The organism is Gluconobacter sp. (genome assembly GCF_047722525.1).
Lineage (GTDB): Bacteria > Pseudomonadota > Alphaproteobacteria > Acetobacterales > Acetobacteraceae > Gluconobacter.
Genome location: NZ_JBDNYY010000001.1, coordinates 61170 through 87102 on the forward strand (window position 1 = coordinate 61170; position 25933 = coordinate 87102).

A 25933-nucleotide genomic window follows, 5' to 3' on the forward strand; every position below is an offset into this window, starting at 1 on the left:
CGAAGAGACGCGTCTGTAAGAAAGATCCCCGTTAAAAAGTTTGAGCGGGGATCTTCGGGGCCGATCAGTGAGCGGGCGTGGACGCCGGAGCGGCAGGCGCGGCCGGGGTTGTGGTCGTCTGGGTAGCGGCAGGCGGCTCGGCCAGAATGTCATGCGAACCGACGCCGGAGGAAGCGCCACGGTTCATGACGGCCAGCACCAGGCACAGCAGCATGAAGATGCCGGCGAGGACGGAGGTGGCGCGCGTCAGCAGCGTTGCGGTTCCGCGGCCACTCATGAAGGAGCCCATGCCCTGGCCACTGCCGATGCCGAGGCCGCCGCCTTCGCTGCGCTGGATGAGGATCACCCCGATCAGCGCCAGTGTGACCAGCAGGTTGAGAGCAAGCAGAAAAGTGGTCATGAACGATAGGGTCCGGACAATGGTTGGGACGACAGGCGGAGCGATGCTGCTTCGGCAATGCGCAGGAAGCTTTTCGCCTCCAGGCTGGCACTGCCCACCAGCACCCCTCCAAGCGACCCGATGGAAAGAATGGTCGGCGCCTGAGCCGGTGTTACGGAGCCGCCATACAGGATCGGGACGTGAATGTCATCCATCTTGAGACGGGACTGCAACAGTCCGTGCAGCAGGGAGAGGGTCCTCTCAAGCTCGTCGATCGGCGGAACGGTGCCGCTGCCGATGGCCCAGACGGGCTCATAGGCCAGAACGCCATTGAAGCCATCCGTCAGGGAACCTTCGACCTGCGTGGCCAGTACGGTGGTCGTCCGGCCTTCCAGACGCTCCTCCATCGTCTCGCCGATACAGACGACGGGAATAAGGCCCGCCGCCTCGGCAGCCTCGACCTTGCGCCGGATCAGGGCATCGGTCTCACCATGGGCCTGCCGGCGCTCGGAATGGCCAAGAATGACGTAGCGGACCCCGAGATCGGCCAGCATTTCGGCCGAGATGTCTCCGGTGTGGGCGCCGGAGGACGTCGTATGACAGTCCTGCGCCCCAAGATACACAGGTGTTTCAGGTCCGGCTGCGCTGATGATCCCATGCACGCTGGCGAGCTGCGTGAAGGGCGGGCACAGGACGAGCCGGACATCATCGGGAAGGGACTGCGCACCTTCAGAGATGGCACGGGCCAGACGGGTGGACTGCTCGCGCAGTCCGTGCATCTTCCAGTTTCCTACGACAAGCCTGGGTAATGGGGGCACTTTTCCTCCTTGCATCGTCCTGAAGGGGACCTGCGAAATGGCAGCGTTATCGCAGCCTCCGAACCAACAGAACACCAAACGACAGATCTCGTTCCGGTCTGCTTCTGGTCAAGCCGTTCTCACGACATTATGGTGCCGCAAGTTCTAGCGGGCCTTCCGTGTCCGCACCATCCCGTCATCCGGATCTGCCCTGACCCTATGATTACCACGCTCCGCCACCTCTTTGTTGACTCCTGGGCCGGCCGTGCCGCCGCGCTGCTGATCTTTCTGGCCTTTATTGGCTGGGGCGTGGGGGATGTGTACTCCAACATGGGCACGGCAAGCTCCAACGAAGTCGTGCGCGTTGGTGACCGCAGCATCACGCCGGACGATTTCAGCCGCGCGCTTTCGGCGCAGCTCCCTGCCGTTGCAAAGCGGATCGGGCTCGCCGATCCATCCAAACTGCCAAAGGGTGAAGTCGAGCAGATCGCACGGCAGACCCTTCAAAATCTTGTGATCCAGAACGAGACCCAGCTTGCGGCGAGCCGCGCCGGCATGGTGGTGCCTGACGAACTGGTCCGGCAGGAAGTCTTTTCCATTCCGGCTTTTCATAATGCTGCCGGACAGTTTGATCGGGGCGTCTTCAATGACCGCCTGACACGGATCGGGCTTTCCGAAGGCAAGCTGCTTCAGGCCATCCGCGAGGACATTGCCTCACGCGGGCTTCTGCAGGGTATGGGCCAGTCCGTTGTCGCGCCGTCTTCGCTGACGGAGCGGATGCTCTCTTTCGATGCCAGTCAGCGCGTGTTCGATCTCGTTCAGATCCCGTTTGCGAGCGGTGTCGTGGCAGCAGCGCCTACGGACGATCAGCTTCACCGCTTCTATGACAACCACCCGCAGATGTTCCGTACGACGGAATACCGTCATGCAAAAATGGTCGTCATGACGCCGGAGAGCGTTGCAAAGACGATCGAGGTTCCGGACGACGTCCTTCACCGTTTCTATGATTTTCAGGCACGGACCTACGATGTGCCTGAAACACGCACGCTTCAGGTTCTGACATTCACGGATCAGGCGAAGGCCGAGGCCGCCGCGACGGCCTGGAAGGGCGGAGCATCCTGGGACGACATCCAGAAGAAGTTCCCTGATACGGCGGCTGTTGCGCTGCCATCCGTCCGCCAGAGCGACATCCCGAACCCGGAACTCGCCAGGGCAGCCTTCGCGGCTCCGGCGGACCGTATTTCCGGTCCGGAAAAGACAGGGATGGGCTGGGTCGTGTTCAACATCACGGCGATTGCAGCCCCCCATAAGACGACGTTCGAGCAGGCGAAAAACGATCTGAAAGCGCAGATCCAGAAACAGGAAGCGGGAGAGGCCCTTCAGGCGCGCCTGAAGCAGTTTCAGGATGCGGTCGCGGGGTCTTCGACGCTGGAGCAGATCCCCAGTGATCTGGGTGCCGTTCCGGCTGCCGGCACGCTGGACTCCAATGGCATGACGCAGGATGGCCTGCCCGCGCCGATCCCGGGCGATGCGGCGCTGCGTCAGGCGATCATCCACCAGATCTTCACCCAGTCCAAGGGCGCGCAGCCCACGGTCGTCAATGGACCGAACGGTACGGCGTTCTCGCTGCTCGTCGATGAGGTTCACCCGGGCACGCTCAAGCCGTTCGACAGCGTACGCGATCAGGTCGTACAGGCCTGGACAGCGGATCAGAAACGCCATGCCGCCGATCTGCGCGCCACCGCACTGTTCAATGCCGCCAAGGCCGCAACACTGCGCAAGGCCCTTGAGGGACAGGCGGAAGCCTCTGCCCTGCGTCAGGACGTCGCCGTGTCGCGGGTTCATCCGGATCAGAGCTTGCCCCAGAACGTCCTTCGGGGGGTGTTCGGTCTCAAGCCGGGCACGACCGGCATGTTCGAGACGCCGGATGCGTTCTGGCTGGTCAACGTAACGGCGGACAAACCCGCTTCGGCAGACGATATGAAGAGCCTGGGCAGCCAGCTTTCGGACGAATATCTCCAGTCCATGCGCTCCGACATTCCGGTTGCGATGAATGCTGCCATGGAGAAGGCGGTTCCGCCCTCGCATATCAACATGGCGCTCTACAACCAGGTCGTGAGTGCGGCCACGCCGGCGAGTGCTCCGGCAGCAGCCAGCGGAGCTCAGTGATGGGTATCGTCTACAGCATCGAGGCTGCCGATCTCCTGACACCTGTCTCGGCTTTTCTCCGGCTTTCGAAGCTGTCGGCCGATCCGTACCGGCTGCTGCTTGAGAGCGTGGAAGGGGGAGCGGCACGCGGGCGTTATTCCGTAATCGCCCTCCTGCCGGATCTGGTCTGGAAGTGCCGGGACGGGAAGGTGACACTGGATGGAAAGCCCCTCGGTGGCGTGCCTCTCGAGACACTGAAGACCATCGTGGACGAGAGCCAGATGGAGCTTCCCACCGGGATACCTCCCATGATCGGCGGCGTGTTCGGCGTTCTGGGTTATGACATGGTGCGCCAGATGGAGCGCCTGCCGAACGCCCCGGTGAACGATCTGGGGCTGCCGGAAGGGATCATGATCCGGCCTCGCCTGTTTGCAGTGTTCGATTCCGTGCGGGACGAGCTGACACTGGCCGTGCCGGTACGCGGCAAGACGACGGATGCGGAGGCGCACGCGCTTCTGGATCAGGCACGGGCGGCTCTGGCGGCTCCTTTGGGAGAGACCCGCGAGACGCTGCCTGCCGGGACGGAACTGGCGTCGCCGGTCTCGAACATGACGCAGCAGCAGTTCGAAGATCATGTTCGCAAGGCGCAGGATTATATTGCCGCAGGCGATGCGTTCCAGATCGTGCCGAGCCAGCGGTTTACGACGCCATTCCCGCTGTCACCGCTCTCGCTCTATCGCAGCCTGCGCCGCGTCAATCCGGCGCCGTTCCTGTTCGTGATGGAGCTTGAGGATTACGCGCTGGTCGGGTCTTCTCCGGAAATTCTCGTGCGTCTGCGGAATGGCGAGGTCACGGTACGTCCGCTGGCGGGCACACGTCCGCGTGGGGCCGACCGCAAAGAGGATCTGGCGCTGGAAAAGGAACTTCTGGCCGACCGCAAGGAACTGGCCGAGCATCTGATGCTGATCGATCTGGGACGCAACGATGTAGGCCGCGTCTCACAGCTCGGAACTGTCGAGGTGCCGGAGAAGTTCGTCGTCGAGCGTTACAGCCATGTGATGCATATTTCCTCGACCGTAACCGGACGCATCAAGGACGGCAAAACGGCGATGGATGCGCTTGTCGCAGCTTTCCCGGCCGGGACCCTGACGGGCGCCCCCAAGATCCGCGCCATGGAAATCATTGACGAACTGGAACCGACGCGCCGCGGACCATATTCGGGCTGTGTCGGATATTTCGGTGCGGATGGGGAAATGGACACCTGCATCGGGTTACGCATGGCCGTTCTCAAGGATGGGAACATGTATGTGCAGGCCGGATGTGGCGTCGTGGCGGACAGTGATCCGAATGCCGAGTTCCGTGAGACGCAGGCGAAGGCCCGCGCCTTGTTCCGGGCGGCGGAAATCGCGGTTGAAACGGCCGCGAAAGCCTGACGGAGCCCTGCGAACGTGATGTATTTGACGAAAAGGAACGCGAAGGTCATTCTGTTGCCATGATCCTTCTCATCGACAATTACGACAGCTTCACCTTCAACATCGTCCACCATCTGGGCGCACTTGGGGTTGAGTGTGATGTGCGGCGCAATGACGCGCTGGGTGTCGACGAGGCTCTGGCGCTTAATCCGTCGGCGATCGTGATCTCGCCTGGCCCTGGTGCGCCTGCCGAAGCCGGGATCTGCTGTGACCTGATCCAGGCGGCTGCGGGGAAGGTGCCGGTTTTTGGCGTATGCCTCGGCCATCAGGCGATCGGGCAGGTCTTTGGCGCCGAAGTCGTACGCGCGCCCGTGCCGATGCACGGCAAGATCAGTGCGGTCCATCATGACGGGACGGGCGTGTTTGCGGGACTGCCCGATCCGGTGGACGTGGTGCGCTATCACAGCCTGACTCTTGCGCCCGACAGCATTCCCGAGACGCTCGTGGTCAATGCGCGCACGGAAGACGGCGTCATCATGGGCGTGCATCATCGCGATTATCCCGTGCATGGCGTGCAGTTCCATCCGGAGAGCATTGCTTCCGTGGCGGGACGGGATCTTCTGGCCAACTTTCTGAAGATTGCGGGGATCCCGCTCCTCACGTCGCAGGCCGCCTGACGGTGCGTGCGGATTTCACGGCGCTCCTGCACAAGGTAGCCTCGGGGCACATACTCGACAGTCATGAAGCGGAAAGCGCTTTCCATGCCATCATGGCAGGAGAGGTTGATCCCGTAAGGCTTTCCGCTTTCCTGACCGCGCTGAAGCTGCGTGGGGAGACCTTCGCCGAACTGACCGGGGCCGTTCAGGCCGTTCGCCATCACATGACGGTTCTGCCGGATGTACCAGTCGGTGCGATTGATGTGTGCGGAACGGGTGGAGATGGCCTGAAGACGCTGAACGTCTCGACCGCTGTGGCTTTCGTGCTGGCGGGGCTCGGCGTGCCTGTAGCCAAACATGGTAACCGCGCCCTGTCCTCCGCGACGGGGGCGACCGATGTTCTGGAAGTTCTGGGTATTCCGCCCACCGATAATCTGGAGCTTCAGGGACGGCGGTTGCGGGAAGACGGGCTGGTCTTTCTGGCAGCCCCCCAGCATCACCCAGCCATGCGCCATGCTGCTCCGGTCCGCAAAGCTCTGGGTTTCCGGACGCTGTTCAATCTGCTTGGACCTCTGTGCAACCCCGCGCAGGTGCGCCATCAGTTGATTGGCGTGTTTGACGAACGCTGGTGTGAGCCCGTAGCGCGGGCGCTTGGGGCACTGGGCAGCCTTTCAGTGTGGGTCGTGCACGGCTCAACCGAAGAAGGCGGCAGCGACGAACTGACGCTGGCGGGTCCGTCGCAGGTTTCGGCCTGGGAAAAAGACACTCTTTTTTCATTCGGGATCGAACCGGACATGGCCGGCCTGACTGCCGCACCGATTTCAGCCCTCCGGGGCGGGGATGCGCGGGCCAATGCGGCCGCACTGGTTTCCCTGCTCGATGGCGCCCGGGGCGCCTACCGCGACACGGTTCTTCTCAACGCCGCTGCGGCCCTGCATGTGGCAGGGCGCGGCGATATCGTGAAGGCTGGCGTGATTGACGCGCCGGCTTTCCGTCGCAATGTAGGACTGGCGGCGGATTCCATTGACCGGGGTCTTGCCCGTGCCGCGCTCGAACGTGCGCGCATGTCAGCTCCTTCCATTGCTTCCACAGACGCAGGACGATCATGACATTCATGTACCATCGACCGGCGATGACATATTCGCCTGAGGGAACGGAACAGTTCCCGGATCCGGAAGTGCCGGAAACGACCACCCCTCCCATCAAGGATCCCGAAGCGGAAACCGCTGCTGACCGGAGTGATGTTCTGGCGCGGATCTGCGCCAGAACCCGGGTGGACATCGAGCAGCGCTCGCAGATCATGTCCCTCAAGGAGATTACGGCGCGGGCACGGGAAGTCACGACACCGACACGGGGTTTCGGACAGGCCCTGCAACATCTTACGGCAGACCGGCAGGTCGGACTGATTGCCGAGATCAAGAAAGCATCTCCGTCTGCCGGTATCCTCCGCCCGGATTACAATCCGGTTGAAATCGCGCAGGAATATCAGGCCGCAGGCGCGACCTGCCTGTCGGTCCTGACGGAAGGCTCCTGTTTTCATGGCAGCACGGATGATATCCGGGCCGTACGGGAAGCGTGCAGCCTGCCGATCCTGCGCAAGGACTTCATTCTCGACCCCTGGCAGGTTCATGAGAGCCGGCTGATCGGGGCGGACTGCATCCTGCTGATCATGGCGGTCCTGACGGAAACGCAGGCTTCCGAACTGATCGCGATTGCCCGCGGCCTGGATATGGATGTCCTGCTCGAAGTCCATGACGAGGCCGAACTGAACCGGGCGCTGGCTCTGGATACGTTCCTGATCGGGATCAACAACCGCAACCTGCGCACGCTGAAGACCGACATCCAGACAACGATCGATCTGGCGCCGCTGGTGCCGCCCGATCGTCTGGTCGTGTCTGAAAGCGGCATCCGGACCCAGGATGACATGATGAAGGTCGGCGCGGTGGGAGCCAGTGCGGTGCTGGTAGGCGAGAGTCTGCTGCGCGAGCCGGATCCGGGTGTGGCTGCACGCCGTCTGCTGGGTTTCGTTTGAGGCTGGCCCGCTCCCTGGAGCGGGCTGAGCCGTTTTTTCACGGCACATCCTGCAGGCTGGCGTTTCCATAATGGCGGGGGCGTGGTCTGGCTTTTGGCGGTTTCTGCCGCTAAGAGCATGCAGGATTTTTTGTGCATTTCCATCAGGAGACCGTCATGGACGAGACACCGTCCGCTTCAGGCCGGAGCAACGGTCCGGCCCTTTCGCCGGAGACCATGAAGCGCGCTTACAGGGACATGCTTCTTGTCCGGCGTTTTGAGGAAAAGGCTGGCCAGCTTTACGGCATGGGTCTGATCGGCGGCTTCTGCCATCTGTATATCGGGCAGGAAGCTGTTGTGGTCGGCATCGGCCTCAACATGAAGCAGGGCGACAAGTCCATCACGTCCTATCGTGACCATGGACAGATGCTCGTGGCGGGCATGACTCCACGCGGTGTCATGGCGGAACTGACGGGACGGTCTGGCGGTTATTCACGCGGCAAGGGCGGTTCCATGCACATGTTCTCCCGTGAAAAGGAGTTCTATGGCGGTCATGGCATCGTCGGCGCGCAGGTGGCACTTGGTACCGGCTTGGCTTTTGCCAACAAGTATCGCGGCACGGACGAGGTCTCGATCGTGTATTTCGGCGAAGGTGCTTCGGCGCAGGGGCAGGTCTATGAGAGCTTCAATCTCGCTGCCCTGCACAAACTGCCCTGCATCTATGTGATCGAGAACAACCGTTACGGCATGGGCACGTCCATCGAACGGGCCTCGGCATCCAAGGATCTCTCGCGCAATGGCGAGCCCTGGGGGATTGCCAGCCGCAAGGTGGACGGCATGGATATTTTTGCCGTGCATGAAGCCGCGCAGGAAGCCATGGAATACTGCCGTTCTGGCAAGGGGCCGTTCCTGCTGGAAATGGAGACGTACCGGTATCGCGGACATTCGATGTCCGATCCGGCAAAGTACCGCCAGCGCGCGGAAGTCGAGGAAATGCGCCGTACGCGTGATCCGATCGAGACGCTGAAGGCGGAAATGCTGAGAAGCGGGATCGAAGAGAGCGTCTTCAAGGACATCGAGACGGATGTGAAGGCTGTTGTGGCGGATGCGACCGAATTTGCGCAGACGAGCCCGGAGCCGGATGTTTCCGAACTCTGGACTGATATTCTGGTGGAGGCCTGATCCATGGCATCTCTGATTCTGATGCCGGCTCTCTCGCCGACCATGACCGAAGGTACGCTGGCCCGGTGGGTCAAGAAGGCTGGTGAGGCCGTTGCGGCCGGTGACGTGATTGCCGAGATCGAGACCGACAAGGCGACCATGGAAGTGGAAGCCGTGGATGAAGGCGTGATCGGTAAAACGCTGGTGGAAGAGGGCACGCAGAACATTGCGGTCAACACGCCGATTGCCGTACTTCTGGCGGAAGGTGAGGATGCGTCTGCAGCCGATGATGTCGTGCGGTCTTCCGATCCGGCAGTCGGTGCGCCTGTCGCCATTGAGACACCGTCCGACCCGGCCATCACCGAAGCTCCCGAAGTGGCACAGGCCGAGGACGATCGCGACTGGGGCGAAACCAGTGAAATCACCGTGCGTCAGGCGCTGCGTGATGCCATGGCGGCCGAGCTTCGTCGTGATGAAGATGTGTTCCTGATCGGCGAGGAAGTGGCGCAGTATCAGGGCGCCTACAAGATCAGCCAGGGTCTGCTGGAAGAGTTTGGCGAAAAGCGCGTCATCGACACGCCGATCACCGAGCATGGCTTTACGGGCATGGCCGTTGGTGCCGCGCTGACAGGTCTGAAGCCGATTGTCGAGTTCATGACCATGAACTTCTCGCTGCAAGCTGTTGATCACATTATTAATTCTGCTGCCAAGACGCTGTATATGTCCGGCGGTCAGATGGGCTGCCCCATCGTGTTCCGTGGTCCGAACGGTGCCGCAGCCCGTGTGGGCGCGCAGCATTCACAGTGCTTCGCGAGCTGGTATGCGCATATTCCGGGCTTAAAGGTCGTTGCTCCATGGTCGGCGGCGGATGCGAAGGGGCTGCTGCGGGCGGCCATCCGTGATCCGAACCCGGTCATCGTGCTGGAAAACGAGATCCTGTACGGGCAGAAGTTCCCGTGCCCGATCGATGAGGACTTCATCCTGCCGATCGGTCGCGCGAAGATCGAGCGCGAAGGGACAGATGTGACGCTGGTGGCGTTCTCCATCATGGTCGGCGTGGCTCTGGAGGCCGCGGCAATTCTGGCGGATGAAGGCATTTCGGCAGAAGTCATCAACCTGCGCTCGATCCGTCCGCTGGACACCGAAACGATCGTGCGGAGCGTGAAGAAGACGAACCGGATCGTCTCCGTCGAGGAAGGCTGGCCGGTGGCGGGCATCGGGGCGGAAATCTGCACCGTAGCCGTCGAGCAGGCCTTTGACTGGCTCGATGCTCCGCCAGCGCGTGTCTGCGGGCTGGACCTGCCGATGCCGTATGCGGCCAATCTCGAAAAACTGGCGCTTCCGAAACCTGAATGGGTTGTGGATGCCGTTCGCAAGCAGCTGCGGGACTGACAACAATGGCTACCGATATCCTGATGCCGGCGCTGTCGCCGACCATGACCGAGGGCAAACTGGCCCGCTGGCTCAAAGCCGAGGGCGATACCGTCTCCGCTGGGGACGTGATCGCTGAAATCGAGACTGACAAGGCAACCATGGAAGTGGAAGCCGTGGACGAGGGCATTCTTGGCCGCATCCTGATTCAGGAAGGCGCCGAGGGCATTCCGGTCAACACGCCGATCGCCGTACTGGTGGAAGAGGGTGAGGCCGTCCCCGAGGCCTCCGTTACGCAGAGCGCGGCTACTGCGAAAACCGAAGCAGCGCCTGCGGAGGCGAAACCTGCTTCCGCAACGTTGAAGGCTCCGACCGAAGACAAGGGCGAGCGGATTTTCGTTTCTCCGCTGGCCAAGCGTATGGCACGTGAGCGGGGCATTGCCCTGGACGCGCTGACGGGGAGCGGCCCGAATGGCCGCATCCTCAAGCGCGATGTTGAAAAGGGTGCGACCGCGCCCAAGGCGGCTCCGAAAACAGCTCCTGCGGCCGCTCCTGTCACGGCTTCGGAAGAAACGGTCCGCCGTGTTCCGAACTCGACGATGCGCAAGGTCATTGCGCGCCGCCTGACGGAATCCAAGACCCAGGTTCCCCATTTCTATGTCTCGGTAGACATCGAACTGGATGCATTGCTGGAACTACGGTCGAAGCTGAATGCCACGGCGCAGGAAAACAGCTTCAAGATTTCGGTCAATGACATGATGATCAAGGCCGTCGCTCTGGCACTGAAGAAGGTACCGGGCGTCAACGTCCAGTTCACGGATGCCGAGACGCTGCATTTCGATAACGTGGACATCTCTATGGCCGTGTCGGTTCCAGACGGGTTGATCACACCGATCATCCACAATGCCGATCGCAAGTCCCTGCGGGAGATCAGCGTGCAGGCCAAGGATCTGGCCAAGCGCGCACGGGCCGGCAAACTCAAGCCTGAAGAGTTCCAGGGCGGCACATTCTCCATTTCCAACATGGGCATGTTCGGCGTGCGCGAGTTCGCGGCGATCATCAATCCGCCGCAGGCTGGCATCCTGGCGATTGCATCGGGTGAAAAGCGTGCTGTGGTGCGCGGCTCGGAAATCGCGGTTGCAACCGTGATGACGGCGACACTGTCAGTCGATCACCGTGCGGTTGATGGTGCCCTTGGAGCCGAATGGCTGAATGCACTGCGCGATATCGTGCAGAACCCTTATACTCTGGTGGTCTGAACCATGTCCGATACGTTCGATCTGATTGTTGTTGGCGGCGGCCCCGGCGGCTATGTGGCAGCACTTCGCGCCAGCCAGCTCGGCATGAGCGTGGCAATCGTGGAAAGCACGCATTTCGGCGGCGTATGCCTCAACTGGGGCTGCATTCCCACCAAGGCGCTGCTGCGCTCTTCGGAAATCCACCATCTGCTGCACGAACTGGGAACGTTCGGTCTTTCCGCCGACAACATCTCGTTCGATCTGTCCAAGATCGTGGGGCGTTCGCGCAGCATCGCGCGGCGAATGGGCGGTGGGATTGCGCATCTCCTGAAGAAGGCCAAGGTCACGACTTTTGACGGTCGTGCAAAGCTGGCCGGTCGTTCGGGCGAGGCGCATCAGGTCTCCATTACCAAGGACGGCGCGACCGTCGCCACCATCAAGGCACCGCACGTCATTCTGGCTACTGGTGCTCGCGGCCGTCAGCTTCCGGGTCTGGAGACGGATGGCAACCTGATCTGGGGCGCACGGGAGGCCATGACGCCGAAGGAGCTGCCGAAACGCCTTCTGGTCATCGGCTCGGGCGCCATTGGCATCGAGTTCGCGTCGTTCTACCGGAACATGGGCAGCGAGGTCACGATCGCCGAAGTGGCAGACCGTATCCTGATTGCTGAAGACCCGGAAATCAGCGCAGCCGCCCGCAAGGCCTTTGAAAAGCAGGGGATGAAGATCATCACCAGCGCGAAGGTCGGTCCGCTGAACAAGGGGGAGAACGAGGTCTCCACGACGATCGAGAGCCCGGCAGGCAAGGTCGAGCTGACGGTGGACCGTGTGATCTGTGCGGTTGGCATCGTTGGCAATGTCGAGGATCTGGGGCTTGAGGGTACGAAGGTCCAGGTTGACCGGACCCATATCGTCACTGACGGTTTCTGCCGGACGGGGGAGCCGGGGATCTATGCGATCGGTGACGTGGCCGGGGCTCCGTGGCTGGCGCACAAGGCGAGCCATGAGGGCATCCTCTGCGTGGAGAAGATTGCCGGGCGTTCGCCGCAGCCATTGCATGCCCTGAACATCCCGGGCTGCACCTATTCGCGTCCGCAGATCGCTTCTGTCGGACTCAGCGAAGAGAAAGCTATCGCAGCCGGTCACAAGGTGAAGGTCGGACGCTTCCCGTTCATTGCCAACGGCAAGGCCGTGGCGATGGGTGAGACGGATGGCATGGTCAAGACCGTGTTCGATGCCACGAGCGGCGAGCTTCTGGGCGCACACATGATCGGTGCGGAAGTCACGGAAATGATCCAGGGCTATGTGATCACGCGCACGGGCGAACTGACGGAGGCGGAACTGATCGAGACAGTCTTCCCGCATCCGACCATTTCCGAGACAATGCATGAGGCAACACTGGCGGCTTTCGACGGTCCGCTCCATATCTGAGCATTATGTCCCAGCGCATCACCATCGATCATCGTTCGGCGTCGCCGGTCCGCCATCCCGAGAAGGCGCACCGGCCTGACAATCCGATCCAGCGCAAGCCGTCCTGGATCCGGGTCAAGGCGCCGAACCATCCCGTGTATCACGAGACCCGTGCGCTCATGCGCGATGCGGGGCTGGTGACGGTCTGCGAGGAAGCGGCATGCCCTAATATTGGGGAATGCTGGTCGCAGCGTCATGCAACGATGATGATCATGGGCGAGATCTGCACCCGCGCTTGTGCGTTCTGCAACGTGACGACGGGTCTGCCGAAGCATCTCGATGCGGATGAGCCGCGACGGGTTGGAGAAGCCGTTGCGAAGCTGGGGCTGAAGCATGTTGTCATCACCTCCGTGGACCGGGACGATCTCGAGGACGGGGGTGCGGAGCATTTTGCCCGTGTCATCCGGTCGATCCGCGAGACCTCGCCACAGACGACCATCGAGATTCTGACTCCTGATTTCCTTCGCAAGGAGGGCGCGCTGGAGGTTGTGGTGGCGGCGCGTCCGGATGTTTTCAATCACAATATCGAGACTGTGCCCCGCCTTTACCCTACCATCCGGCCGGGTGCGCGTTACTATCAGTCGGTCCGTCTTCTGGACGGGGTAAAGAAACTGGATCCTTCCATTTTTACCAAGTCCGGCCTGATGCTTGGCCTTGGCGAGGACCGGATGGAGGTGTCTCAGGTCATGGATGATTTCAGGATCGCGGACGTCGATTTCCTGACGCTGGGGCAGTATCTTCAGCCTTCCGTGAAGCATGCCGCTGTCGAAAAGTTTGTTACCCCCGAAGAGTTTGACGGCTATGCTGCGGCTGCCCGTTCAAAAGGATTTCTTCAGGTCAGTGCCAGCCCGCTGACCAGATCCTCCTACCATGCGGACAGCGACTTCGCGAAGCTTCAGGCTGCGCGGAACAGCCGTCTGAAAGAAAGTCTCTGATGCCGACACATGCCGAGCAACGGTTGATCGCCTACACGCCGGACCAGCTTTTCGATCTCGTGGCGGATGTGGAAAAATATCCGCAGTTCCTGCCCTGGTGTGTGAAAGCGAGCATCCGCACCCAGACGGAACAGGAACTCGTGGCGGATCTGACGATCGGATTTGGTCCGTTTCGCGAGACCTTTACGAGCCGGGTGACCCTTGAGCGGCCGTCGCGGATCCGGGTGCGCTACGAGAAGGGGCCTTTCCGTTACCTGAACAACGTCTGGACGTTCACACCTGATCCGCGGGGCTGTCTGGTCGATTTCTTCGTGGATTTTGAGTTCCGGTCGCGGCTTTTGCAGAATGCGATGGGGGTGGTGTTCAATGAGGGTGTCCGCCTCATGGTCTCAGCGTTCATCAAACGGGCGCGGGACATCTACGGCGCGCAGGGAGCACAGGTTCCCCCTCCGGCGCCCGGCCTTTCCCAAAGGACGTAAAATTTCGTAGTCTTTCAAGAACCATCCGGTGCGTGAGCCGTTTCAGGTCTCAAGCACCGTCATGGTGACACGAAAAGGATTACGTAATGAAAAAGATTTCCTTTGGCGCCTTTGCCCTGACCGCCCTGGTTGCTGCTGCTTCTCCCGCAATGGCGAAGCACCACCACGGCAAGCATCACGACAAGACGGCCCAGACGCAGAAGGCTGACAGCGAGTCCGCAACGGATGCCCTGAATGCCCGTTCGCTGCAGCAGGCTCAGACGCCGGTTGCTCCGACCGCTCCGACGGCCGCAATTCCGCCGGTAGCGCCGACCGCTATTCCGACCGCTCCGAGCCTTCAGGCCGCTCCGACGACGCCTGTCGCTCCTCCTGCGGCCTCCACGATGCCGGCCCCGACCCAGGGTAACTAAGAGGGTAACTGAGAAAGCGGGCAGGCCCTCGGGTCTGTTCGGGATTTCAGGAAAGGCGGCTTCCGTTCATTCGGGGCCGCTTTTTTTGTGTCAGGCTTTCAGGACCATCTGGAGAGCCTGTTGGACGGATTGGACGCGGATACTGGTGCGGTCGCCTGTAAAATGACGTTGTACGGTCACAGTTGATCCTGATCGTGAGGCCAGCCCGAAACAGACGGTTCCAACCGGTTTGACGTCGGTGCCCCCTCCGGGACCCGCAATGCCGGTTACCGAGACCGAAAGATCGGCGTCTGCCGTGTTCAGAAGCCCTCCTGCCGCCATGGCCTCCGCCGTCTGTGGGCTGACGGCGCCATATTGGGTCAGGGTGGTGGCGGGAACACCGACGGCGCTCATTTTCAGTGCATTGGAATAGGTGACGAAACCGCCTTCCAATGCCTCCGATGAGCCCGGAATGGCGCTCAGGGTCGCGCTGATGAGGCCACCTGTGCAGCTTTCCACGGTAACCAGCCTTCGGCCGGAGTGGCGGAGATGCTCCAGAACCTGTTCGGCGAGGAGGCAGATTTCGTTATCCGGCATGAAGGTTCCTGACACGGTAGATCATCATTCCTGCCTCGATATTCTCGATGTAGAGGCGGGTTTCGCGATAGGGCAGGCGCTCGATCCAGTCGAGCAGGCCGTCTTCGGACAGTGGCTCGGAGGGTGGGTCGGCCTTCAGCCAGAGATCGACACGGTGTGGACCGGCGTTATAGGCCGCCAGTGCGTAGGGGATCACGTTTCCGAAACGCTCCAGAAGCTGAGAGACATAGGCGTTGCCGATCTTCAGGTTCGTCCGGGGATCGGTCAGGGCGGCGGCTGAAACATTGATCGGTCCCAGATGCGCCTTGCGGACCACGTCCTTTGCGGCTGCCGGGAGAATCTGGAGCAGGCCGACTGCATGGGCTCCACTGAGGGCGTCGGGATCAAAACCGCTTTCCTGCCGGATGATGGCGGGCAGCAGGCCGTCGGGAACAGTCGAGGCGGAAGGGTAGGGATCGGGAAAGCCCTGCGGGTAGAGGGCGATTCCCCTGCGGGCGAGAGCGTAGGAGGCAAACACTTCCGGCGCGGCCACTCCGAGGCGGGAGGCGGCATCGGCAACGGCTTTCTGGCCTTCGGGGGAGGGATTGACCACTTCCAGCATCATGAGGAAGTCCCGCGCATGGTCGGGATCGCCAGCCTGTATGAGGTCTGTCGCGGCTTCGAGCAGGTCCGGGCGGCTGAGCGTGCCCGCAGGCGGGACGGGAAGGGACTGGAGCGCCTGAAGCAGGGCATCGTCAAAAGCGGTCGATGACTGTCCCGAGACCAGGATCCCGTTATCCCGGGTGAGGGCCGCGAGAGCGAGCTGGCCGGGAAAGGTGGTAGGGAAGGCGGATGCCTTACGGAAGGCGGCCTCTGCATCCTGCTGTCTGTCCGCCGCCTGAAGGGCTCGGCCGGTCCAGTAATAGCCACGCGCCTGCATCTGGAGGGACGTCGCATTCTGAAGCAGCGCAAAGAAGTTTGCCGCGCGGGCCGGGGCGTGAAGCTCCCTCAGGGCGATGATCCCGCTGAGGAGGGCGGCTTCCTGACGGTCCGTGGTATCGGGTTCGAGCGTGGTGTCGTCTGCGAGTTCCGCGGCCTCTTTTGCGCGGCCGGCCAGCAGCAGGGCACGGGCGAGGCTGATACGTTCGGAGGACCAGTCATGCGAGGGGCCGGCCTGCTGGAGGGAGGCGCCTTGTGCGTTCCACAGAGAGACGGCCTCGTCCAGCCGGTCTCCGCGGCGAAGGGCGCGCAGGCGGTAGCGGATCAGGATGGGGTCGGATTGCAGATCCACGGGGAGCGACGCGAACCGGGAATCGGCGTCTGGTGAAGCCAGACGTTCAGCCAGCCGGGCACGGGCCAGGGGCTGCTGGTCCGGAGAGAGGCGCTCGATCTGTCGGGAGGCGGCAGAGAACTGCCCCCTCAGTTCCAGCGCCTCGTAACGGGCCCATTGATCGGCCGGGGTGAACGTCTGGCCGAAACGCTGGAGCAGCATCTGTTCTTCGGCGCTGGTCAGGGCATTGCCTGAAAGCCAGAGGCGGCGGGCGGTGGAGACGGGGGCTGGAAGATGGTCAGTGCAGGCCACGAAAGCCGCAGGGAGGGTCAGGGGGTATAGCGAGCAGAGTGCATTAAGGGCCTGCGGGTCGGATGTCTGGGACAGGGCGTTCTGGTAGCGCCAGAGGATCCGGGCTCTCTGCGGCCACTGGGGCGTCTGTCTGAGGAAGTCTGCGTAACGTTGCGCGGGAAAGCCCGTGCCTCCCGCGCCCGCGAGGGTGAGCCATTCCGCCAGCCGCTCCCGCACGGGTGGAGAAGGCGTGACCGACGGTGGTGCGGCCCGGAGCGGGGCGCTTGTCAGAAACACCGCCAGGCCAGTGAGGAGGGCCTTTTTATGCCGGAAGAACATGGGTCCAGACCTCTCCGCCGCCGCGGATGATAAGTTCGATTGCAACACCCAGAACTACCAGCAGGCCGATCCAGGCGATCCAGCGGTAACGGGCCAGAAGGTTCGCGACGACCGAGGCGGCAAGTCCCATCAGCAGGACCGAGAGGACAAGGCCCGAAACCAGAATCCACGGATGGCCGACAGCGGCTCCGGCGACGGCCAGCACGTTGTCGAGACTCATGGACAGATCGGCCACGACGATCTTGAGAACGGCAGGGCCAAGACGGGGTGGAGCAGCTTCGATATCCTCGTGATGTTCACCGCCACGAAGTTCCCGGTACATCTTCCAGCAGACCCACAGGAGAAGGAAACCTCCGGCGAGCGTCAGGCCCACCACGGCGAGGAGAGTGGTTGCCAGCAGGGCCAGGCCGACGCGCAGGAGGGCCGCGAAACCCGTTCCGAACAGGATGGCCAGACGGCGCTGCCGCCCTTCGAGGTTCCGAACGGCCATTCCGATCACGACGGCATTGTCACCGGCGAGGGTGATGTCGATCAGGGTGATCTGGCCGAGGGCGATCAGGGCATGAAGCAGAGAGTCAGGGGCCAAGGTGTCATTCTTCCGAAAAGGGGTCCGTGCAATATCTTCGTATTTGGTCTAAGCAGCCTCCGTAAAGAGCCACCCGCATCCGGAGTTCCCATGGTACCCCGTTACAGCCGTCCGCAGATGACTGCCATCTGGTCTCCCGCCAACCGTTTTCGCATCTGGTTCGAGATCGAAGCCCTTGCCTGCGAAGCCATGGCGAAACGGGGTGACATCCCTGCCGAATCAGCACAGGTCATTCGCGAGAAGGGCGACGCCGCCATGGCCGCCTTCTCGGACGCCGATCTGGCCCGTATCGACGAGATCGAGGCTGAAACGCGCCATGACGTCATCGCGTTCCTGACTTGGCTTGCGGAAAAGGTTGGTCCGGACAGCCGTTTCGTCCATCTGGGCATGACGTCTTCGGATGTGCTGGATACCTGCCTGTCGGTTCAGATGACTCAGGCCGCCGATCTGCTGCTGGAAGATCTGGACCGCGTTCTGGCTGCCCTGAAAGCCCGCGCCTATGAGCACCGCAACACGGTCACGATCGGCCGCAGCCACGCGATCCATGCCGAGCCGACCAGCTTTGGCCTGAAGATTGCGGGGCACTACGCCGAATTCGCCCGGAACCGGGAGCGTCTGGTGCAGGCCCGCAAGGAAATCGCGGTCTGTGCCATTTCCGGCGCTGTCGGCACCTATGCCCATATCGACCCGGAAATCGAGGAATACGTCGCCGACAAGCTGGGGCTGGCTGTCGAGAGCGTGTCCACGCAAGTCATTCCGCGTGATCGTCATGCGGCATTCTTCTGCACGCTCGGCGTGATCGCCAGCGGCATCGAGCGTCTGGCTGTCGAGGTCCGTCATCTCCAACGTTCGGAAGTCCGGGAAGCGGAAGAGTTCTTCCACAAGGGACAGAAGGGCAGTTCGGCAATGCCGCACAAGCGCAACCCTGTCCTGTCGGAGAACCTGACGGGTCTGGCGCGCCTGATCCGCTCGCATGTCATTCCGGCTTTGGAAAACGTCGCCCTGTGGCATGAGCGGGACATCAGCCACTCTGCCGTCGAGCGGAACATTTGCCCCGATGCGACGATCGGTCTGGATTTCGCGCTGATGCGTCTGGCGGGGATGATGGAAAAGCTGGTCGTCTACCCCGAACAGATGATCGCGAATATGGAAAGCCTCGGCGGCGTCGTCCATTCCGGCGAAGTGCTGCTGACGCTTGCCCGCGCAGGCATTTCGCGAGAGGACGCCTATCGCATCGTGCAGCGCAACGCCATGGAAACATGGACGAAGCTGAACAAGCCGGGCTTCAAAACCTTCCGCGAAAACCTTGAGGCCGATCCGGAAGTGGCCGGTCGTGTCAGCAAGGGGATTCTCGATCAGGCGTTCGATCCGGCACAGCATCTGCGCGCCGTGGATCGCATCTTCGCCCGTATCTTTGACTGAGAGACTGCGGGACGCGGATTTCCTGCGTTCCGCACACTCGCAGTTCCGGTTCCGCAATGCTATGGAACCACAATTCGTCGCTGCTCCAGCCGTCCGCATCTTCTGTCAGGACGGCGCAACGCTAAGGATTGCTCATGGCTCGCCGCCGCCAGCTCTATGAGGGCAAAGCCAAGGTTCTTTTTGAAGGCCCAGAACCCGGCACACTCGTTCAGTACTTCAAGGATGACGCCACTGCCGGAAACGGCGCGAAAAGCGGCATCATCACCGGCAAGGGTGTTCTGAACAACCGCATCAGCGAATACCTGATGCTCAAGCTTCACGATATCAATATCCCGACCCACTTCATCCGCCGGCTGAACATGCGCGAGCAGCTCATCCGCGAAGTGGAGATCATTCCGCTTGAAGTCGTGGTGCGTAACGTGGCGGCGGGCTCTCTGGCCAAGCGGCTTGGCATCCCCGAGGGGACGCGCCTTCCGCGTACGATCATCGAGTACTATTACAAGAACGACGCGCTCAACGATCCGATGGTGTCGGAAGAGCATATCGCGGCGTTCAACTGGGCCGCACCGCAGGACATGGACGACATGAACCAGCTTGCGCTCAGGACAAATGACTTCCTGATGGGCATGTTCACCGCCGTCGGCATCACGCTCGTCGATTTCAAGCTGGAGTTCGGGCGGATCTGGGAAGGCGAGGAGATGCGTATTCTCCTCGCCGACGAGATTTCACCGGACAACTGTCGTCTGTGGGATTCCAAGACGAACGAGAAGATGGACAAGGATCGCTTCCGCCGTGACATGGGTCGCGTCGAGGAAGCCTATCAGGAAGTGGCAAAGCGTCTCGGGATCCTGCCCGAGTCCGGGAATGGTGACCTCAAGGGTCCGGAGGCAGTTCAGTGAAAATCCGTGTTTTTGTTTCCCTGAAAGACGGCGTTCTCGATCCGCAGGGCAAGGCCGTGGGCCATGCTCTCGAAACCCTCGGCTTCAAGGGCCTGGGCGAAGTCCGCATCAACCGCGTCGTCGAGCTTGACGTTCCGGCCGACAATGCTGCGGACGCTCTGGCACAGGGCGAGGCCATGGCGCGCGCGCTTCTGGCCAATGAAGTCATCGAAGATTTCAGCGTTGAGGTGGCAGCATGACCCGTCTTTCCACGATGCTCCTGCTGGCTGGGCTCGTTGCTGCTCCGGCTCTCGTCGCAGCCCCGGCCCACGCGCAGCGCGTCTCGAAGGTTTCGGGCAAGGCTCTGGGCCAGATGTGCTCCAGCAAGTCGTCCATCGGCATGTGCGATGCCTACCTGTCCGGCCTGATGGATGGTGAGGCCTGGGCCAAGAAATACGACAGCTTTGCGCATGATGAGTCCGCTCCGGTGGCATTCTGTGTACCGGCCCAGCAGACCGCGCCGCAGGTGCGTGGTCTGGTCGTGGCCTGGCTGCATGCGCATAACGATGCGCTGACGGAACCGGCAGGCAAGGCCGTCTATCGCGCCCTGCATGACACCTATCCGTGCCACGCGGCTTCTGCCCCGGCGGAGGGCCAGAAATGAAGGCAGGTATCGTCGTATTTCCCGGCACGAACCGGGAGCGCGACATGGTCCATGCCCTGAAGCTGGTCACGGGGCAGGCGCCGCGTCTGATCTGGCACGGGGAGACCTCGCTGGGTGATCTGGACCTTGTGGTGCTCCCGGGTGGGTTCAGCTTCGGGGATTATCTGCGCAGTGGCGCCATGGCCGCGCATTCTCCGATCATGCGCGACGTCAAGGCGTTCGCAGGCAAGGGCGGTCACGTTCTGGGCGTCTGCAACGGCTTCCAGATCCTGACGGAATCCCATCTGCTGCCGGGCGCACTGCTTCGCAATGCGGGTCTGCGCTTTCTGTCGCAGGATTGCCATCTGAAGGTTGAGAACGCGTCGTTGCCCTATACACAGGGCTGGACGCGCGGCGACGTGTTCCGCGCGCCGCTCGCGCATGGTGACGGCAACTACACGGCTTCGCCCGAGACGCTGAAGCGTCTGGAAGGCGAGGGCCGCGTGGCGTTCCGCTATTGCGGTGCGGATGGTGCGGTTTCGGATGATGACCGGACGACCAACCCCAACGGGAGCACGCGCTCCATCGCCGGTATTCTGAGCGAAAATGGCCGTGTCTGTGGCCTGATGCCGCATCCCGAGAACCTGACTGACCCCGAAATCGGCGCAACCGACGGCGTGCCGCTTTTCAAAGGCCTTGTGGAGGCTCTTGTCGGATGAGTGTGACGATTGATGCCCAGCTTGCCCAGTCTTTCGGACTGACCGGCGAGGAATACAACAAGCTTGTCACGATCATGGGACGGACGCCGAGCTTTACGGAGCTCGGGATTTTCTCCGTCATGTGGTCCGAACACTGCTCCTACAAATCGTCCCGCATTCATCTCAAGACGCTTCCGACCAAGGCCCCGTGGGTCATCCATGGGCCGGGCGAGAACGCGGGCGTCGTGGATATCGGCGAGGGTCTGGCAGCCGTCTTCAAGATGGAAAGCCACAACCACCCGTCCTTCATCGAGCCTTATCAGGGCGCGGCGACGGGCGTTGGCGGCATCCTGCGTGACGTGTTCACGATGGGCGCGCGACCGGTTGCCAATCTCAATGCCCTGCGTTTCGGCGATCCGAATCATGCGGGAACGCGCCGCATCGTCGATGGCGTCGTCCGTGGCGTTGGCGGGTATGGCAACTGCGTTGGTGTTCCGACCGTCGGTGGTGAGGTCAACTTCCACAAGGCCTATGACGGCAATCCGCTCGTCAACGCCATGACCGTGGGTGTGGCGAAGCAGGACAAGATCTTCCTGTCCGCTGCGGCTGGCGTGGGTAATCCTGTTGTGTATGTCGGCTCCAAGACGGGGCGTGACGGCATTCACGGGGCGACCATGTCTTCGGCGGAATTCGACGAGGAAGCCGCGTCCAAGCGTCCGACCGTTCAGGTTGGCGATCCGTTCATCGAGAAGCTTCTGATCGAGGCCTGTCTTGAGCTGATGGCGACGGATGCGATCGTCGCGATTCAGGACATGGGTGCCGCGGGGCTGACGTCTTCTGCCGTTGAAATGGCAGGCAAGGGCGGCGTGGGGATCGAGCTCAATCTCGACGCCGTTCCCCAGCGCGAACCGAACATGTCGGCTTACGAGATGATGCTGTCCGAGAGCCAGGAGCGCATGCTCATGGTCCTCAAGCCCGAGCGGACCGAAGTCGCCCGTGCGATCTTCGCGAAGTGGGAACTGGATTTCGCCGTCATCGGTGAACTGACCGATACGGGCCGTATTACGATCCGCCATAACGGCGAGGTCGAGGCTGACATTCCGCTGGCCCCGCTGGCAGATGAAGCTCCGGTCTACAACCGCCCGACCGTACCTCTGACGACACCGGCACGGATTGAGACGCCGGCCGATCCGGAAGGGATCGAGAAGGCGCTTCTGACGCTGATCGGCTGTCCGGATCTGGCGTCCCGCGCCTGGGTCTGGAACCAGTATGACGGCTCGGTTGGTGGCAACACGGCCCGTCGTCCGGGTGCGGCCGATGCGGCTGTCGTCCGAGTTGAAGGCACACGTCTGGGTCTTGCCCTGACGACGGACTGCACGCCGCGCTACTGTCAGGCTGATCCGAAGACGGGCGGTGCGCAGGCTGTTGCCGAAGCATGGCGCAACATCACGGCAACGGGTGCAACGCCGCTGGCAGTGACGGACAACCTGAACTTCGGCAATCCGGAACGGCCGGAAATCATGGCGCAGTTTGCCGATGCCATCAAAGGCATGGGCGATGCCTGCCGTGCGCTCGACTTCCCGGTCGTGAGCGGCAACGTCTCGCTGTATAACGAGACGCGCTCCCCGTCCGGTGAGGCTCAGGCGATCCTGCCGACGCCTGCGATCGGTGCGCTTGGCGTGCTGGCGGATGCGTCGAAATCCATTGGGCTTGCGATGCCGGATGCCCATGATCTGGTGCTGGTGGGCGACATCCGGGGCGAACTCGGGCAGTCGCTGTGGCTGCGCGAGATCTGCCAGCGTGAAGACGGTGCGCCGCCGGTGGTCGATCTTGCGCTTGAACGTCGCAATGGTGACTTCGTGCGCAGCCAGATTGGCTCAGGCGCGATTGCAGCATGCCACGATATTGCCGATGGCGGGCTGCTGGTGACGGTAGCGGAAATGGTCATGGCGAGCGGCGTTGGCTGCACGCTTGAAGCCGCTTCGACGGACGTCGCAGCCCATGCGTTCTGGTTCGGCGAGGATCAGGGCTGCTACGTTATTGCAACTTCCGATGGCGCGGCCCTTGTCGCGGCGGCCGGGAAGGCCAACGTTCCGGCAATCCGCCTGGGACGTTCCGGTGGCTCGGATCTGGAGCTTCCGGGCGTTGTCCGCGTCAGTGCGGATCGTCTTCGAGAAATCAATGCCGCATTCTTCCCGCGGTTCATGGGTGAGGGAGCCTGATTTTCATGCCGATGGCAGCATCTGAAATCGAACGCACGATCCTTGCCGCCATCCCCGATGCCCGCATCGAGATCGAGGATCTCGCAGGGGACGGGGATCATTACGCCTGTACGGTCACAAGTGAGGCCTTCCGTGGTCTTTCGCGTGTGCGGCAGCACAAACTGGTCTATGATGCCTTCGGAACCCGCATGGGCACTGAACTGCATGCGATGGCCCTCAAGACACTCACCCCTTAAGAGCAGGGGCTGAAGTCTCACTTTTCCAGACGAGCACTGACAGCAGGAGCGGATTTTTCATCCGCCCTGCCGAAAAAAGGAAAATCCAATGTCCGAAACCGTGTTCCAGCATATCCAGAACCTGATCGACGCCAATCCGGTCATGCTGTTCATGAAGGGTGACAAGCTCTTCCCGCAGTGCGGCTTCTCCGCCCGCGTGGTCCAGATCCTCACGCATCTCGGCGTTCCGTTCGAGACCTGCAACATCCTTGAGAGCGCCGAACTGCGTCAGGGCATCAAGGATTTCTCACAGTGGCCGACCGTCCCGCAACTTTACGTCAAGGGCGAGTTCGTCGGTGGCTGTGACATCGTGACCGATATGTATCAGAGCGGCGAACTCGAGACGCTGCTGACCGAGAAGGGCATCACGACTGCCAACGCCTGATTCGGGCACGTCAGGAACAAAAAGCGCCAAATTCAGCGTTTTTTAAGCATTGCTCCTGCCACAATTCAGCCATGAAACGGCGAAAAGTGGCAGGACCTTGATTTTTTCGGAAACTTTCCCATCAGGGGTTGTCGAACCCCGAGTTCAGCGCATAGGCTGGTTCCATCAGAACGGGATGGGACGAACGTCAATGGCGCGTAACTGGGTCGGCAGAATTGCTCTTGGGATCATGGGTGTCGGTATCTGCATGGGAGCTGGCAAGGCTCATGCCCGTCCGGCCATTACCGATTACGAAGCCAGCAAGTTGACCTTCGATGCACTGACCGCAACGCCGGTCTATCATCGCGCTGTTTTCCATCACGCTCTTGCACGTCGTACGACGACGCATCATATGGCCGTTGCCTGGAACAGCTCGCACGCTGTTGTCCGCAACGTTGCCTATCGCCCGCATGCCGTTGCTCATGCACATGTTGCAGTCGCGTCCGCTCACCGTCACGCCCGCGTCCGCCGCACCTGATTTCTCAGAACAGGCGTAGCGCATCCTGGATGCGACGCGCCTGACCTGACTGGTCCACGACGATCAGATCAAACCGGGTGCTGGGCCTGTTCCACTCCGGTCTTGTCAGCAGGATATAGTTGAAGGCTTCCATCAGCCTTTGAGACTGTCTGGCTGTCAGGCATGACGCACTTTCCCGCAGGCTGCGTCTCTGCTTGACCTCAACAGCGATCAGCCATTCCGAATCTGCCGCCAGTATATCCAGTTCGCCGTAAGGCGTTCGCAGTCTCTGTGCGAGAATTGTCAGCCCGCGCTCCTCAAGGAGGCGGGCTGCAATGTTTTCGGCGTTCAGCCCCGTATAATAAGACTGAACGCCGCGTGTCTGCCTGCTTTTCAGCGTTCGTTCCGCAGAAGACGGGCTGCATCCAGCGCGAAATAGGTCAGGATGCCGTTACAGCCAGCGCGCTTGAAGGCGATCAGGCTTTCCATGATCGTGCGGTCCCGATCAAGCCAGCCATTCTGGATGGCCCCCATCAGCATCGCGTACTCGCCAGACACCTGATAGGCGAAAGTCGGGACCTCGAAGCGTTCACGGACGCGACGGATGATATCGAGATACGGCATGCCAGGCTTGACCATGATCATGTCCGCACCTTCACGCAGATCCTGCTCGACTTCGCGCATGGCTTCGTCGGAATTGGCAGGATCCATCTGGTAGGTCTTCTTGTCTCCGCTAAGAAGATCGCCGGAGCCCAGGGCATCGCGGAACGGGCCGTAGAATGCGGACGCATACTTGGCCGTGTAGGCCATGATGCGGGTCGTATCATAGCCGTTGCCGTCGAGTGTTTCGCGGATGGCCTTGACGCGGCCATCCATCATGTCGGAAGGCGCGATGATGTCATTGCCCGCACGGGCCTGATTGAGAGCCTGCTGACGCAGGATCTCGACGGAGGCATCGTTGAGGATGCGGCCGTTCTCGATCACGCCGTCATGTCCGTGGGAGGTATAGGGATCAAGGGCCACGTCACCTATGATGCCCAGATCGGGGAAGGCCTCCTTGATGGTGCGGGACGCCCGGCACATCAGGTTGTCCGGATTAAGGGCCTCGGTCCCGGTGGCGTCGCGGACGCTCATGGGCGTGACCGGGAAGATGGCCACGGCCGGGACGCCAAGCTCCACAGCCTGCCGGACGTGTTCCACGACATTGTCCACGCTGACGCGCTCGGCGCCCGGCATGGAGTCGACCTTCTGGCGCTGGTTCTCGCCTTCGCACACGAAGATTGGCCAGATCAGGTTATCGACATGCAGGCGGTGTTCCTGCACCAGACGGCGGGTGAAAGCATCGTGGCGATTACGCCGCGGACGGGAGAGGGGGTATGCTGCATTGCTCATGCCCCCGATCATGCT

Annotated in this window: 28 protein-coding genes; 21 read left to right on the forward strand and 7 right to left on the reverse strand. The window is 61.7% G+C overall.

The annotated features are described in order from the left end of the window. Window positions 1–64: 64 nt before the first annotated feature. The gene (gene secG / locus ABF859_RS00315; RefSeq protein WP_415525060.1) at window positions 65–400 is read right to left on the reverse strand and encodes a preprotein translocase subunit SecG; all 336 of its coding nucleotides are present in this window, start codon (window positions 398–400) and stop codon (window positions 65–67) included. Then, on the reverse strand, window positions 397–1212 hold the full coding sequence (tpiA, locus tag ABF859_RS00320; protein WP_415525062.1) for a triose-phosphate isomerase: 816 nt from the start codon (window positions 1210–1212) through the stop codon (window positions 397–399). Before tpiA ends, secG begins: the two co-directional genes overlap by 4 nt. A gap of 183 nt (window positions 1213–1395) precedes the next feature. Here tpiA and ABF859_RS00325 point away from each other — a divergent pair, with 183 nt between their 5' ends. The 12 genes from ABF859_RS00325 (at window position 1396) to ABF859_RS00380 (ending at window position 14466) form a co-directional block, all read left to right on the forward strand. Next, window positions 1396–3345 (forward strand): peptidyl-prolyl cis-trans isomerase, encoded by a 1950-nt coding sequence (locus ABF859_RS00325; protein ID WP_415525064.1) that lies wholly within the window; start codon window positions 1396–1398, stop codon window positions 3343–3345. Further along, window positions 3345–4757 (forward strand): anthranilate synthase component I, encoded by a 1413-nt coding sequence (gene trpE, locus ABF859_RS00330; protein WP_415525066.1) that lies wholly within the window; start codon window positions 3345–3347, stop codon window positions 4755–4757. The genes ABF859_RS00325 and trpE overlap by 1 nt, the downstream gene beginning before the upstream one ends. Window positions 4758–4816: 59 nt before the next feature. Further along, window positions 4817–5413 carry an anthranilate synthase component II gene (locus ABF859_RS00335; protein ID WP_415525068.1) on the forward strand — a complete coding sequence of 199 codons (597 nt, stop codon included), beginning with the start codon at window positions 4817–4819 and terminating at the stop codon, window positions 5411–5413. Further along, a complete protein-coding gene (gene trpD, locus ABF859_RS00340) occupies window positions 5410–6501 on the forward strand; it encodes an anthranilate phosphoribosyltransferase (protein WP_415525633.1) in 1092 nt (363 codons plus the stop codon). Before ABF859_RS00335 ends, trpD begins: the two co-directional genes overlap by 4 nt. Then, complete coding sequence (trpC, locus tag ABF859_RS00345) at window positions 6498–7424, forward strand: indole-3-glycerol phosphate synthase TrpC (protein WP_415525070.1); 927 nt, start codon at window positions 6498–6500, stop codon at window positions 7422–7424. Before trpD ends, trpC begins: the two co-directional genes overlap by 4 nt. 155 nt (window positions 7425–7579) lie before the next feature. After that, complete coding sequence (gene pdhA / locus ABF859_RS00350) at window positions 7580–8584, forward strand: pyruvate dehydrogenase (acetyl-transferring) E1 component subunit alpha (RefSeq protein ID WP_415525072.1); 1005 nt, start codon at window positions 7580–7582, stop codon at window positions 8582–8584. Window positions 8585–8587: 3 nt separating this feature from the next. Continuing rightward, window positions 8588–9955 (forward strand): pyruvate dehydrogenase complex E1 component subunit beta, encoded by a 1368-nt coding sequence (locus ABF859_RS00355; protein ID WP_415525074.1) that lies wholly within the window; start codon window positions 8588–8590, stop codon window positions 9953–9955. Window positions 9956–9960: 5 nt separating this feature from the next. Continuing rightward, window positions 9961–11193, forward strand: coding sequence for a pyruvate dehydrogenase complex dihydrolipoamide acetyltransferase (locus tag ABF859_RS00360; RefSeq protein WP_415525076.1), 1233 nt, complete (start codon window positions 9961–9963; stop codon window positions 11191–11193). Window positions 11194–11196: 3 nt separating this feature from the next. Beyond that, window positions 11197–12603: a dihydrolipoyl dehydrogenase gene (lpdA, locus tag ABF859_RS00365; protein WP_415525078.1), complete on the forward strand. Its 1407-nt coding sequence runs from the start codon at window positions 11197–11199 to the stop codon at window positions 12601–12603. A gap of 5 nt (window positions 12604–12608) precedes the next feature. Then, window positions 12609–13577 (forward strand): lipoyl synthase, encoded by a 969-nt coding sequence (lipA, locus tag ABF859_RS00370; RefSeq protein WP_415525080.1) that lies wholly within the window; start codon window positions 12609–12611, stop codon window positions 13575–13577. Next, window positions 13577–14056 (forward strand): type II toxin-antitoxin system RatA family toxin, encoded by a 480-nt coding sequence (locus ABF859_RS00375; RefSeq protein ID WP_415525082.1) that lies wholly within the window; start codon window positions 13577–13579, stop codon window positions 14054–14056. Before lipA ends, ABF859_RS00375 begins: the two co-directional genes overlap by 1 nt. A gap of 86 nt (window positions 14057–14142) precedes the next feature. Next, window positions 14143–14466: a hypothetical protein gene (locus tag ABF859_RS00380; protein WP_415525084.1), complete on the forward strand. Its 324-nt coding sequence runs from the start codon at window positions 14143–14145 to the stop codon at window positions 14464–14466. A 90-nt stretch (window positions 14467–14556) separates the two neighbouring features. Here ABF859_RS00380 and ABF859_RS00385 read toward each other — a convergent pair whose 3' ends face one another. From ABF859_RS00385 to ABF859_RS00395, 3 genes are read right to left on the reverse strand one after another with little or no spacing between them, the layout of a single operon-like run. Next, a complete protein-coding gene (locus tag ABF859_RS00385; protein WP_415525086.1) occupies window positions 14557–15042 on the reverse strand; it encodes a CinA family protein in 486 nt (161 codons plus the stop codon). After that, entirely contained in the window at window positions 15032–16921 is a 1890-nt protein-coding gene (locus tag ABF859_RS00390) for a lytic transglycosylase domain-containing protein (RefSeq protein ID WP_415525088.1), read from the reverse strand. Before ABF859_RS00390 ends, ABF859_RS00385 begins: the two co-directional genes overlap by 11 nt. Continuing rightward, window positions 16905–17507, reverse strand: coding sequence for a YjbE family putative metal transport protein (locus tag ABF859_RS00395; protein WP_415525090.1), 603 nt, complete (start codon window positions 17505–17507; stop codon window positions 16905–16907). Before ABF859_RS00395 ends, ABF859_RS00390 begins: the two co-directional genes overlap by 17 nt. 90 nt (window positions 17508–17597) lie before the next feature. On the opposite strand from ABF859_RS00395, the gene purB reads away from it, so the two are divergent. The 9 genes from purB (at window position 17598) to ABF859_RS00440 (ending at window position 24547) form a co-directional block, all read left to right on the forward strand. After that, window positions 17598–18929 (forward strand): adenylosuccinate lyase, encoded by a 1332-nt coding sequence (gene purB / locus ABF859_RS00400; protein WP_415525092.1) that lies wholly within the window; start codon window positions 17598–17600, stop codon window positions 18927–18929. A gap of 134 nt (window positions 18930–19063) precedes the next feature. Further along, window positions 19064–19828 carry a phosphoribosylaminoimidazolesuccinocarboxamide synthase gene (gene purC / locus ABF859_RS00405; protein ID WP_415525094.1) on the forward strand — a complete coding sequence of 255 codons (765 nt, stop codon included), beginning with the start codon at window positions 19064–19066 and terminating at the stop codon, window positions 19826–19828. Further along, window positions 19825–20067, forward strand: coding sequence for a phosphoribosylformylglycinamidine synthase subunit PurS (gene purS, locus ABF859_RS00410; RefSeq protein WP_194259993.1), 243 nt, complete (start codon window positions 19825–19827; stop codon window positions 20065–20067). Before purC ends, purS begins: the two co-directional genes overlap by 4 nt. After that, window positions 20064–20471: a Rap1a/Tai family immunity protein gene (locus tag ABF859_RS00415; protein ID WP_415525096.1), complete on the forward strand. Its 408-nt coding sequence runs from the start codon at window positions 20064–20066 to the stop codon at window positions 20469–20471. The genes purS and ABF859_RS00415 overlap by 4 nt, the downstream gene beginning before the upstream one ends. Next, entirely contained in the window at window positions 20468–21169 is a 702-nt protein-coding gene (purQ, locus tag ABF859_RS00420) for a phosphoribosylformylglycinamidine synthase subunit PurQ (protein ID WP_415525098.1), read from the forward strand. Before ABF859_RS00415 ends, purQ begins: the two co-directional genes overlap by 4 nt. After that, window positions 21166–23370 (forward strand): phosphoribosylformylglycinamidine synthase subunit PurL, encoded by a 2205-nt coding sequence (gene purL / locus ABF859_RS00425; protein ID WP_415525100.1) that lies wholly within the window; start codon window positions 21166–21168, stop codon window positions 23368–23370. The genes purQ and purL overlap by 4 nt, the downstream gene beginning before the upstream one ends. A 5-nt stretch (window positions 23371–23375) precedes the next feature. Then, window positions 23376–23606 carry a BolA/IbaG family iron-sulfur metabolism protein gene (locus tag ABF859_RS00430; protein ID WP_011253808.1) on the forward strand — a complete coding sequence of 77 codons (231 nt, stop codon included), beginning with the start codon at window positions 23376–23378 and terminating at the stop codon, window positions 23604–23606. Between the two features lie 88 nt (window positions 23607–23694). Then, entirely contained in the window at window positions 23695–24030 is a 336-nt protein-coding gene (gene grxD / locus ABF859_RS00435) for a Grx4 family monothiol glutaredoxin (protein ID WP_415525102.1), read from the forward strand. Between the two features lie 175 nt (window positions 24031–24205). After that, a complete protein-coding gene (locus ABF859_RS00440; protein WP_415525104.1) occupies window positions 24206–24547 on the forward strand; it encodes a hypothetical protein in 342 nt (113 codons plus the stop codon). 4 nt (window positions 24548–24551) lie between these two features. Here the strand turns inward: ABF859_RS00440 and ABF859_RS00445 are convergent, their stop codons facing one another. Next, a complete protein-coding gene (locus ABF859_RS00445; protein WP_415525635.1) occupies window positions 24552–24923 on the reverse strand; it encodes a YraN family protein in 372 nt (123 codons plus the stop codon). After that, window positions 24920–25918: a porphobilinogen synthase gene (gene hemB, locus ABF859_RS00450; protein WP_415525106.1), complete on the reverse strand. Its 999-nt coding sequence runs from the start codon at window positions 25916–25918 to the stop codon at window positions 24920–24922. The genes ABF859_RS00445 and hemB overlap by 4 nt, the downstream gene beginning before the upstream one ends. Window positions 25919–25933 lie beyond the last annotated feature (15 nt).